Origin of the sequence: Streptomyces sp. NPDC060035 (assembly GCF_042736635.1) — a bacterium.
Taxonomy (GTDB): domain Bacteria; phylum Actinomycetota; class Actinomycetes; order Streptomycetales; family Streptomycetaceae; genus Streptomyces.
The window spans coordinates 100,698-111,939 of record NZ_JBHWVO010000003.1 but is presented as its reverse complement, the minus strand read 5'-3'; the positions used below and the strand labels follow the sequence as shown (position 1 = coordinate 111,939).

Genomic DNA, 11,242 nt, shown 5'->3' with positions numbered 1-11,242 from the left:
CCCCCCCCCCGCGGGGGGGGGGGGGCCCGGCGGGGGTGGGGCTTGGGGGGTTCTTGCCGCCCCCGGGGGGGGGGGGGGGGGGCCGGGTTTGGGGGGGGGGGGGGCCCGTCCGGCCCCCCCCCCCCCCTCGACTCAGCCCACCACGACGTCGAGCAGGTACGGCCCGTCCGCCGAAAGCGCCTCGGCGAGCGCCGCGGGGAGCGCCGCGGCCCGGCTCACGCGGGCACCGCGGCACCCCTGTGCGAGCGCCAGCCCGGCGAAGTCGATCCCCGGCAGGTCGGCACCGACGGGCTTCTCCATCCCGAGCGCTCGGGCGAACTGGTGCACCGTGGAGTACCCGCCGTTGTTGACCACGATCACGGTCATCGGCACGCTGCCGAGCTGGGAAGCGGACCACAGCGCCTGGATGGAATACATCATCGAGCCGTCACCGATGACCGCCACGACCCGGCGGCCGGGACGGCCCAGCAGCATCCCGACCGCGGAGGGCAGCCCCAGCCCGAGGCCGCCGCCGGCACAGGTGTAGAAGCTCTCCGGGCCACGGTTGGGCAGGTACTCGCACATGACGGGCCTGCTGCTCGGCGCCTCCTCGACGATGACGCTGTCCGGCGGGCGCTGCACGTCGAGCGTGCGCATGAGGTACGCCACCGTGATGTGCTCCGCCGCCTCGGCCGGGGCGGGCAGGGGCCGCCGCGCCGGGGCGGGGCGCGGGTGGTGCGGCGGGTGGCCGAGCAGTTCCTCCACCGCGGGACGCACGCCGGTGACCAGCGATGTGCCCACCGGTGTCCACGCCGCCTGCTGCGGGTCGTCGGTGAGCTGGAAGACCTTCGCCCCGGCGGGCACGTAGGGGCCGGAGCCGACGAGGCGGTAGGTGAACACCGGGGCCCCCAGGACGAGGACGAGGTCGGCGTCGGCGAAGCACTCCAGCACACCCTCCCGGGTGGGCGGCAGGAACCCGGCGAACAGCGGATGCGTCTCGGGGAAGGCGCAGCGCGAGGACATGGGTGCCGCCCAGACCCTGGCCCCGTGCGCCTCGGCGAGCCGGACCGTCGCGTCGAAGGCGCCTTCCTGGTCGACCGCGGCACCGGCCACGAACACCGGACGGCGGGCACCGGCCAGGGCCTCGGCGAGCTCCGCCATCTCGTCGGCGCCCGCCCGGAGGACCTGGCTGACGCGGTGCGGGGCCACGGGTTCTGCCGGCCGGTCCCAGTCGTCGACCGGGATCGACACGAAGGCCGGACCCCGGGGCGGGCTCATCGCCACGTGGAAGGCGCGGGCTATCGCCGCCGGGACGTCCTCGGCGCGCGCGGGTTCGCGGCTCCACTTGACGTACGGCCGGGGCAGCAGAGTGGCGTCCTCGGAGAAGAGGTACGGCTCGCCCGCCAGCAGCGCGCGTGCCTGCTGCCCGGCGGTGACGACGAGCGGGGTGCGGTTGCGATAGGCGTTGAACACGGCGCCCATGGCGTGGCCGACGCCGATCGCCGAGTGCAGATTGACCAGCGCCGCCCGCCGGGTCGCCTGGGCGTAGCCGTCGGCCATCCCCACCACGACGGACTCCTGGAGGCCGAGGACGTAGCGGAAGTCGGGGGGCAGGTCGCGGAACATCGGCAGCTCGGTGGAGCCGGGGTTGCCGAAGACGGTCGTCATCCCCATGTCCCGCAGGACCGCGAGTGTCGCCTCCCGGACGGTCGCCGGGGGCTGCGCAGGATCAGTCATCGGTCAGCCCCGCCTTTGCCATGGCCGACCACAGGGTGGCCGGGGCCAGGGGTGTCGCCATGGTCAGGGCGGCGATCTCGGGAACCGCGGCGGCGAGCGCGTTGCCGATGGCTGCCGGGGTCGGGATGCACCCGCCCTCGCCGAGCCCCTTGAACCCGCCGGGGATGACGGTGCTGGGGGTGTGGAGATGCTCGATGTGCGGCGTAGGCACGTCCGAGGACGACGGCAGCAGATAGTCGGACAGGGTGGTGGTCAGCGGCTGTCCGTTCGCCCCGTCGTGGACCACCTCCTCCAGCAGCGCGATGCCGATCCCCTGCGCGATGGCCCCGGTGATCTGCCCGTCGGCGAGCTGGGGGTTGACCAGCACCCCGCTGTCATTGACCGACCAGTACGCCTCCACGGTGAGCCGGCCGGTGTCGAGTTCCGCTGCCACCGCGGCGCCGGCCACCGAGTAGGCGTAGGTGATCGCCGGGGGATCGAAGTCGACCGCCTCCTCCAGGCGGATCCGGTCGCCCTCGGGGCGGCCCCAGCCCATCCAGCCCCGGTGGGCGACCTCACGCCAGGTGAGGCGCTTGCCGCCCGGCCCGCCGGAGAAGGCCTCGCCGTCCCAGACCACCTCCGCATCGGCCGCGCCGAGCGCCCCGGCGGCCAGGCCCCGCATGCGTTCCCGCATCCGGGCGCCGGCCTGTACCAGCGCGCCGCCGGCCAGCGCCACCGACCGGCTCGCCTGGGACGACAGGTCGGAGTACGTGGATGTCGCGGTGTCGCCCAGCCGGACGCGGACCCGGTCGAGGGGCACCCGCAGCTCGTCGGCGACGATCTGGGCGAGTGCCGTCTCGATGCCCTGCCCCACGGCCATCACCCCGGACGTCACCGTGACGCTGCCGTCCTCGTTGACCCGGATACGGCCGCTCTCCCAGCCGCTCCAGGAGATCTGGAACGCCTCCAGCAACGCACTCGGTGCGAAGCCGGTGATCTCGACCCCGCACGCCAGGCCGACCCCGCGGCGGACCCGGCTGTCCGCGCCGGGCTCCGGGGCGCGGTGGGCCTCGGCGAGCTCCGCCACCCGGCGGAGCGCCGCCGGGTAGTCACCGGAGTCGTAGGTGAGGGAGGTGCGTGTCGTGTACGGCATGTCCTGGGGTGCGACGAGGTTGCGCAGCCGCAACTCGACGGCATCGATGCCGAGTTCGCGGGCCGCCTCGTCGATCAGCCGTTCCCTGATCCACGCCGCCTCCTGCATCCCGTAGCCCCGGTACGCGCCCGTGGGGACGAGGCTGGTGTAGACGGCGGACACGGTGGAACCCGCCGCCGGGAAGCGGTACGGCCCCTCCACCGTCAGGCCCGTCACCTGGAACGGGCCGCTGCCCGCCTGGGTGGCGAAGGCCCCGAGATCGCCGGTGACCTCGGCGTGCAGGGCCAGGAACCGGCCGTCGGCGTCGAGGGCGAGCCGGGCCCGGGCCCGCTGGCCCCGGCCCTGGTAGGCGGCGAGCAGGTTCTCCCGCCGGTCCTCGATCCACTTGACCCGGCCGCCCAGCACGATGGCGGCGGCGCAGACCATCACCTCGTCGACGTACAGCACGTTCTTGCCGCCGAAGGACCCGCCCACGTCGCCCGCGACGAGGCGCACCTGGTCGACACGCAGCCGCAGACTCGCGGCCAGCTCGTGGCGGACGCCCTGCGGCGACTGGCTGCTCGTCCACACCGTCAGCTCGTCGATGCCGGGGATCCATTCGGCGAGCAGGCCGCGTGGCTCCAGGGGGCTGTGCGCGACGCGCTGGATGCCCAGCTCGCGCTCCACCACATGGGGCGCGGCGGCGATGGCGGCCTCCAGGGCATCGGCCGGGTCGCCGAAGTGGATCCGGCCGGCGACATTGCTGCCGTGCTCCGGATACAGCAGCGGGGCGCCGGGCGCCGTGGCTGCCACGGCGTCCGGGACGGGCGGCAGCTCCTCGAAGGCCAGCTCGACCCGTTCGGCGGCGTCCTCGGCGAGGGCGCGCGTGGCCGCGACGACGACGCCCAGGGGCTGCCCGACATAGCGCGCGGTCGTCGCCGCCACCTGGATACCGGCGGGGTACTGGCCGGGCAGCAGCCACTTGCCCGGCAGCGAGTCGGCCAGCTCCGCGAGCTGATCCGGGCCGAGCACCAGTTCCGCGAGGCCCTCGGCGAGGACGGCGGTCGCGTCGAACCGGGTGAGCCGTCCGTGTGCCACCGGGCTGCGCACGAAGGCCGCGTGCCGCGCGCCGCCCTCCTCGACGTCGTCGACGTACCGCCCCTCACCCCGCAGCAGCCGGGGGTCCTGCGGCCTGGGAACGGACCGGCCGACATACGGTTCAGCGGGGTGCGGGCTCATCGGAGCTCCTTCCGTCGCGCTGCGACCAGTGGCTGTTTACCGCGGCCCGGATGCCCGCGTAACCGGTGCACCGGCAGGTATGGCCACCCAGCTGGGGGCCGGCGGCCTCCTCGGCGGTCAGCCTGGCACGGTCCGCCGCCGTCAGGGTCATCAGGATGCCGGGCGTGCAGAAGCCGCACTGGAGGCCGTGCTCGGCAATCATGGCCTGTTGGAGCCCGGTGAGTTCCGCGCCCTCGGTGAGCCCTTCGACCGTCTCCACGCTCTGCCCGTCGGCCTGCACCGCGAACATGAGGCAGGAGCGGACGGGGGATCCGTCGAGCAGCACGGTGCAGGAGCCGCAGGCACCCTGTTCGCAGCCCACATGGGTGCCGGTGAGCCGCAGGTGGTGGCGGAGAAAGTCGCTCAGCAGCGTGCGGGGCTCGACCGCCCCCCGGCGGGCCGAGCCGTTGACGGTCACGCTGATGTCCCAGGTATTCATCGGCCCTCCGAGGGTGTGAGCCGGACGAGCGCACGCCTGAGCGCGGTGCGCAGCAACGCACGGCGCAGTCCCGGTGGTGCGTGCGGTACGTCCAGGGGGTCGGCCTCCTCGGCCGCAGCCGCCAGCACCGCGTCCAGCGGCGCTCCGGGAGCCAGGCCGGTGAGGGCGTGCTCCGCGGCGGTGAGCCGTACGGGCGTCGGCGCGACCCCGCCCGCGGCGATCCGGGCCGTGGCCACGGTGCCGCCGGCCAGGCCCAGCGCCACGCAGACGACCACGAGCGGCAGGTCGTTGGTCCGGCGGGAGATCTCCTCCACATGGCGGACGACGCCGGACGGCACCGGAATCTCGATGTCGGTGAGCAGTTCGGACGGCCGGCGGACGGTCGTGTACGGCCGGTGGTAGAACTCCTCGGCCGCGACGGTGCGTTCGCCGTCCGCCGAGCGCAGCCGCAGCCGGGCGCCGAGCGCGACGGCCAGCGTGGGCAGTTCGGCCGCGGGGTCGCCGTGGCAGAGCGAGCCACCGATCGTGGCGCGGCTGCGGATCTGGGGATGGCCGACGAGCGCGGCGGCCCTGGCCAGCACGGGCAGCCGCTCGCGCACCAGCGGGTCGTGCTCGATCCGGTGCAGGCGGACCATGGGACCGATCCGCAGAGCATCGGCGGTGGCGGTGACATGGCCGAGGCCGGCGACGCGGTTGATGTCGACCACGACCGAGGGGCGGACCGTGCGCAGGTTCATGAGCCGGACCAGGGACTGTCCGCCGGCGAGCAGCGCGACATCCGGTGCGCCCCCGGTGAGCAGGCCGAGCACGTCCTCCACCGTGTCCGGACGGTGGTAGTCGAAGGCGGCGGGTTTCATGGCCGCCCCCGTTCCGTCGGGGCGCCGTCATCGCCCTCGGTGCGCCGCCGCACGAGTTCGACCGCGTCCGCCGGCGTCAGATGGCAGAGTGCGTCGAGCACGGTGGCGTCCAGCAGCACCGTGGCACCGGACCGTTCGGATACGAGTTTCAGACGTCTTCCGTTGCCGGTGGGGGCGGCGAGGACGGTGACGGCCGACGACTCGCACACGATCCGGCACAGCACCTCCTCCTCCCGCTCACCGTCGGCCCAGGCCAGCCCGCTCATGTGCCGTACTCCGCTCAGAGGATGATGGACAGCTGCTGATGGTCGGCGACTTCCGCGTCGAGCAGGACCCGTCGTCGCAGCAGCAGGAACCTCTCGTCGCCGAGGTGCCGCAGGACGTCCTGGCGGCCCGCGCTGACCAGGGCCGACTCGTCCACGCCGCGGTTGCGGCACGCGATGACGTTGCTGTCGACGCGCAGGTCGCCGGGCCGGTCGGTGTCGAACACCCGGACGCCGCCGACAAGGTGGCGGACATTGGCGCCGGGCCGGTCCGCCCATGCGTAATAGGTCTCGGTACGGCCCAGCTTCATGGCCATGATGTGCTTCGTCGCCTCGAAGAGCATGGCGCGGTCGCTGTACCGGGCGAGATGAGGGTCCTCGCGCAGCAGGGGAACGGGCACCTGGTAGATGAAACCGGGCGCGAGCATCTCCAGCCAGTCGTCCACGCGGCCCTCGTCGAGGGCCGCGGCCTCGTCGACGTAGAACTCGTTGACGGCACCGGCCAGGTCCCTCCGGCGGGTGCCGCGCGCGGGGAAGGGCTGCCGTTCGTAGCCCTCTTCCTCGGCGGGCGGCCCGGCGGCGGGCGCGGTGGCCTTGCTCATCATGCGTCTCCCATCAACCCGTCGTATCCCATCAGCTCGCCCCAACGCCGGTAGAAGGCACGCTGGTTGCGCTCCGAGAGGGTGCAGAACTCGGCGGTGCCCGGGCCCGGGAAGTCCGGCACGGGCTCGCCCAGGCCGAGGCCGAGCGTCAGGTCGAGCGGTGCCTTGGCGGAGACCGGCCCGCTGATCGCGGAGTCGATCCGGGCGAAGTTCTCGAAGTCGTCCATCTCGAAGAGCATTCCGCCGGCCGACTGCGAACGGGCCTGGTAGGCGTACGAGCGGCGCTTCCATTCCTCCGGCATCGCCTTCGGCACGAGCGTCCAGTAATGGCACTCGGTGTGCCGGGCGTCGACCGGTGTGTGCGTGCGCCACACCGTGTACTTCGTCAGCGGGTCGTCGTCACGGCCGATGGCCTTGTCGTGCGACACGCTGAGGTAGGCCATGTTCGGGAAGACCGCCCCGTGCAGCACCTCGCAACGGGAGTTGAAGCGGATCTGCTCCCGGGTCTGCCCGGCGGTGAACCCGGGCCACATCTCCTGCGGGTATCCGAGGTAGACCGGCTCGGAGACGTCGGTGTTGACCTCACGTTCCCCCTTGCCCACCACGTAGCCCGCGCGCAGGCTGTGACCGTGGCCGGTGGTCACGTTGATCCCGATCAGTTCGAGCTCCTTGCGGCCCAGCGTGCCGCTGGCCAGCGAGTTCCCGTACACGCCCTGCTCGAACGCCGCCTGGTGGGTGGTGCCCATGTGGTAGCCGTCGCCGGCGAAGTTGTCGGTGGGCACCTTCCAGTTGCCCTTCGCGATCACGCGCTGCGGGGGTCCGTACACCTCCCACTCGCCGCCGGCCTGGTCCAGCATCGCGTCGAGGTACCAGAGGAAGTCGCCGAGGTACTCCGCCAGGGCGGGGCCGTCCTGGGACCAGGTGGCGAAGACGAAGCCGCGGTAGGTGGCCACCCGGGCGGTGGACAGGTCGTACAACGACTTGTCGAACTCCGGGGGGTAGGCGCTGCGCAGATGCGGTACGCCGACCAGTCGGCCGTCGTTCGCATAGGTCCAGCCGTGGTAACTACACCTGAAATGAGCTGAGTTGCCGAATGTCGCCCGGCACAGCTGAGTGCCGCGGTGATTGCAGGAGTTGAGCAGGACGGCCATCCTGCCCTGCTCGTCCCGCGTCACGATGACACTGTCGCGGCCCATCCGGCGGACCACGTAGTCGCCCCGGTCCGGGAGCTCGGACTCGAACGCGACGAACTGCCAGGACGGCGCGAAGACCAGCTCCAGTTCCCGCTCCAGGCACTCCTCGTCGAAGAATATCCGGCGATCCATCCGATAGGGCTGCTGGGTTTTCTCCCAGCCTTCGGCGGCAGACATGCGCGACTCCCGGGAGTACTGTCAAAAAGACGTGGCCCACGCGTAATTCCGGCGCGTTCACGAACGCGTTCGGATATTCGACCGGACGGCAGAAGCCGTGTCCGGAACACCGTGAAGGGGTGGCGCCATACATGGACGCATTCGCCGTTGTGGCGATGCGGCGACAAGATCCGACCCGGATGTTACAGCATCACAAGATGAAATCAACTAGGTGTCAGAAGAGTCCCATGGGGCCCATGTGATGATCGATAACCTCTCCACTCCGAAGATCGCGTAAACCTGGAATGCGGACGGGCAGCGGACGGGTCGTGGTGATCATCGGCCCTTCCTGCCGTGTGAGCTGGACGAACAATGATCGACTTTCCGCCGGAGTCTTCCGCGTCCGCCGCGCCCCGGCGGCGGATCGGCCCCGGCGCCGCCGGCCGGCGCGCTATCCGGAATGTCGCATGCCCTTTCCGGGGTGACCGGAGGTGTCCCGCATGCCGGACCCCTGCTGGTTCTCCGTCGGGCGACCCGTGGCCCCGGAGGGGGCGGCACCCACCTGCGGGAATTGCGAGGAAAAGAGACCCGGAAGGGGGGTGAGGGGGCACGGTGAACCCCTCGTTGATCGGAAATACTTGCGGTGCGGGGTTGTGGACCGATGGGCGTCGCTGTTTGAATCTGCACGGAACTGATTGGTGGGCAGGGGTCCAACTGCCCGTGACGGACCCGCCCTTTATGCCCCTATGAGCCAATCTTCCTGCGGCCCTTTCGCCGGACCTCCGGAAAACGATGTGCGCCCCCCGGAACACGAAAAGAAATCCTGTCCGTCGAGGACGAATCCGCCCACCGTCGTACATCGGAACAGCTCTGCGGCCGGCCCGCCGCCCTTCCTCGGCGCCGGCGCCGCACGACGCCGCGATCATCAGTCGCGCCCGCACGGGCGCCCGCTCGCAACCGGGAGCCGAAGTGACTGCAGAAGCACTGCCCGCCGACGAATTCACGCACAACGAGGACAAGTACATACCGGACCCGTTCCCCTTTTACACCCGGATGAGAGCGGAGTCGCCTTCCTACTACTCCGACAAGATATTCGGCGGGACGTGGCTGTTCTTCAGCTACGCCGACAACCTCTCGCTGATGACCGACGAGCGCCTGTCCAACGCCCGTGCCGCGGTGCCGTTGTGGTTCCTGCCGCAGGACCAGCGCGATGCCGTGCAGGACATGGTCGGCGTCTTCGAACGCTGGCTCGCCTTCCACGACGGCCAGAGCCACACCAAGCTTCGCCGGCAGGCCAACCGCAGCTACGTGCCGTTCAGCGACGAACTGCTGGAGCCCCGCATCCAGTCCATCGTCGACCGGCTGCTGGACGGGGTCGATCCCACGGGCTTCGACCTCATGAAGGAGGTCGCCTTCCCGCTCCCCGCGATGGTGATCGCCGACGTGCTCGGGGTGCCGTTGGAGGCGCACGCCGAACTGACGCGCTGGACCGACGACATCGCGCACCTCTTCGGCTCCACCCAGGTCTCCATCGAGCACGTGCACCGCACCCGGCAGAGCACCAAGGAACTGGTGGAGTTCCTGTCGGCACCCGATGTGGTGGCCGCGGCGGCCCGCAGCAACGGGTTACTCCACACACTGCGCACCACCGAGGTGCACGGTCACCGCCTCAGCGAGGAGGACGTCGTGTCCCAGGCGGCGCTGCTGCTCTTTGCGGGTGTGGCGTCCATCCGCTACCTCGTGGGCAACGGCGTCCACGCCATGGAGAATCAGCCGCAGTCGGACCGTCGGCTCCTGCTCGACAAGGACACCGTTGACAACGCTGTCGAGGAGATCCTGCGCTTCTGCACCCCCGTGCAGTTCGTCGGCCGGATCGCCCGGGAGGACTTCAACTTCACCGACGCCCGCGGAGACGTCTGCACCGTCAGGGCAAAGCGTCCGATGCTGCTCTACGTGGCCTCGGCCAACCGCGACGAGCAACGGTTCCCCGACGCCGACTCGCTCCAGCTGACCCGGCCGGCCCCCAACCGCCACCTGACCTTCGGAGCCGGCCGGCACCTGTGCTTCGGTGACCCGCTGGTCCGCCAGACCACCCGGATCGCGATGGCGAGCCTGTACAGCCGCTTCCCGAAGCTGCGGGTGCTGCCGCAGACCATGGACTGGAACAACAATCTCGGATTCCACGGGTTCCAGAGCCTGCTGGTGGCGGCATGAAGCGGCTCGCGAACTTCGTCGACGGCAAGTCCTCGGACGCGGGCGACAGCGCGTACAGCGAGCTGATCGACCCGGTCACCTCCGAGGCCTTCGCCACCGCCCCGTCCTCGGACGCGGCCACGGTGGACGCGGCGATGCGCGCCGCCGACGCCGCCTTCGACCGCTGGCGCACCACCACACCGGCGGAGCGCCAGCTCCTGCTGCTGGGTCTGGCCGACGCCCTCCAGGAGCGGCTGCCCGAACTCCGCGCCGCGGAACTGCAGCAGACCGGCAGCCGCGCCGCGGGCAACGAGATAGGCCTCGCCGGCGACCAGCTGCGGTTCTTCGCCGGGGCGGCACGCACCCTGGGCGGACTCGGCGCCGGCGAGTACGTCGCCGGCCACACCTCCTACGTACGCAGAGAGCCGATCGGGGTGTGCGCCCAGCTGGCTCCCTGGAACTACCCGATGATGATGGCCGCGATGAAATCGGCACCCGCACTGGCGGCCGGCAACACCGTCGTGCTCAAGCCTGCGGAGACGACTCCCGCGACGGCGCTGCTGTTCGCGGAGATCGCGGCGGAGTTCCTGCCGCCCGGCGTGCTCAACGTCATCTGCGGCGGCCCGGAGACCGGTCGGCTGATGGCGGCCCACCCGGTCCCGGCGGCCGTGTCGCTGACCGGCTCGATCGCCACCGGCGTGGATGTGGCCACCACCGCCGCGGCGGGCCTGAAACGTACCCAGCTGGAACTCGGCGGCAAGACCCCCGTCGTGGTCTTCGCCGACGCGGATCTCGACGAGGTGGTGCAGGGCATCGTCACCGGAGCCCTGAGCAACGCCGGGCAGGACTGCACGGCGGCCTCCCGGGTCCTGGTCGCCGCGGAGGTGCACGACGAGCTCCTCGCACGGCTCGAAGCAGCGGTCGCCGCCGTCCGCCCCGGCAGCCCCGACGACGAGGGCGCGCTGTACGGACCCCTCAACAACGCGGCCCAGCTGGAGCGCGTCAGCAGCTTCCTGGAGACACTGCCCGATCACGCCCGGATCGTCACCGGGGGTGCCCGGGTCGGTACCTCCGGGTACTTCTTCGCCCCCACGGTGGTGGCCGGGGTGCGCGGCGACGACCGCATCAGCACCGAGGAGATCTTCGGCCCGGTCATCACCGTCCAGCCGTTCACCTCCGAGGCGGAGGCGGTGCGGCTCGCCAACTCCGTGGTGCACGGCCTGGCTTCCTCGGTCTGGACCACCGACCACGCGACGGCACTGCGGCTGACCGCCCGGCTCGACTTCGGTGTCGTCTGGGTCAACACCCACCTCATTTTCCCCACCGAGATGCCGCACGGAGGGTTCAAGCAATCGGGCCACGGCAAGGACCTGTCCGTGTTCGGGCTGGAGGAGTACACCCGCATCAAGCATGTGACCCAGCGCTACGGCTGAC

The 11,242-nt window shown here is 71.4% G+C and carries 9 protein-coding genes; 2 read left to right on the top strand and 7 right to left on the bottom strand.

Going from position 1 to position 11,242, the window contains the following annotated elements; genetic code table 11:
• Positions 1 to 132 precede the first annotated feature (132 nt).
• From mdlC to ACFWBQ_RS05570, 7 genes are read right to left on the bottom strand one after another with little or no spacing between them, the layout of a single operon-like run.
• Positions 133 to 1,716, bottom strand: coding sequence for a benzoylformate decarboxylase (mdlC, locus tag ACFWBQ_RS05600; protein WP_385484291.1), 1,584 nt, complete (start codon positions 1,714 to 1,716; stop codon positions 133 to 135).
• Complete coding sequence (locus ACFWBQ_RS05595; protein WP_385484288.1) at positions 1,709 to 4,066, bottom strand: xanthine dehydrogenase family protein molybdopterin-binding subunit; 2,358 nt, start codon at positions 4,064 to 4,066, stop codon at positions 1,709 to 1,711. The genes mdlC and ACFWBQ_RS05595 overlap by 8 nt, the downstream gene beginning before the upstream one ends.
• Positions 4,047 to 4,544 (bottom strand): (2Fe-2S)-binding protein, encoded by a 498-nt coding sequence (locus ACFWBQ_RS05590; RefSeq protein ID WP_385484285.1) that lies wholly within the window; start codon positions 4,542 to 4,544, stop codon positions 4,047 to 4,049. The genes ACFWBQ_RS05595 and ACFWBQ_RS05590 overlap by 20 nt, the downstream gene beginning before the upstream one ends.
• Positions 4,541 to 5,401, bottom strand: coding sequence for an FAD binding domain-containing protein (locus tag ACFWBQ_RS05585; RefSeq protein WP_385484282.1), 861 nt, complete (start codon positions 5,399 to 5,401; stop codon positions 4,541 to 4,543). The genes ACFWBQ_RS05590 and ACFWBQ_RS05585 overlap by 4 nt, the downstream gene beginning before the upstream one ends.
• Positions 5,398 to 5,667, bottom strand: coding sequence for a hypothetical protein (locus tag ACFWBQ_RS05580; RefSeq protein ID WP_385484279.1), 270 nt, complete (start codon positions 5,665 to 5,667; stop codon positions 5,398 to 5,400). Before ACFWBQ_RS05580 ends, ACFWBQ_RS05585 begins: the two co-directional genes overlap by 4 nt.
• Before the next feature lie 14 nt (positions 5,668 to 5,681).
• Complete coding sequence (locus ACFWBQ_RS05575) at positions 5,682 to 6,266, bottom strand: aromatic-ring-hydroxylating dioxygenase subunit beta (protein WP_385484276.1); 585 nt, start codon at positions 6,264 to 6,266, stop codon at positions 5,682 to 5,684.
• Entirely contained in the window at positions 6,266 to 7,636 is a 1,371-nt protein-coding gene (locus ACFWBQ_RS05570; RefSeq protein ID WP_385484273.1) for a Rieske 2Fe-2S domain-containing protein, read from the bottom strand. Before ACFWBQ_RS05570 ends, ACFWBQ_RS05575 begins: the two co-directional genes overlap by 1 nt.
• A 948-nt stretch (positions 7,637 to 8,584) precedes the next feature.
• Here ACFWBQ_RS05570 and ACFWBQ_RS05565 point away from each other — a divergent pair.
• Positions 8,585 to 9,829, top strand: coding sequence for a cytochrome P450 (locus tag ACFWBQ_RS05565; RefSeq protein WP_385484270.1), 1,245 nt, complete (start codon positions 8,585 to 8,587; stop codon positions 9,827 to 9,829).
• On the top strand, positions 9,826 to 11,241 hold the full coding sequence (locus ACFWBQ_RS05560; RefSeq protein WP_385484267.1) for an aldehyde dehydrogenase family protein: 1,416 nt from the start codon (positions 9,826 to 9,828) through the stop codon (positions 11,239 to 11,241). Before ACFWBQ_RS05565 ends, ACFWBQ_RS05560 begins: the two co-directional genes overlap by 4 nt.
• Position 11,242 lies beyond the last annotated feature (1 nt).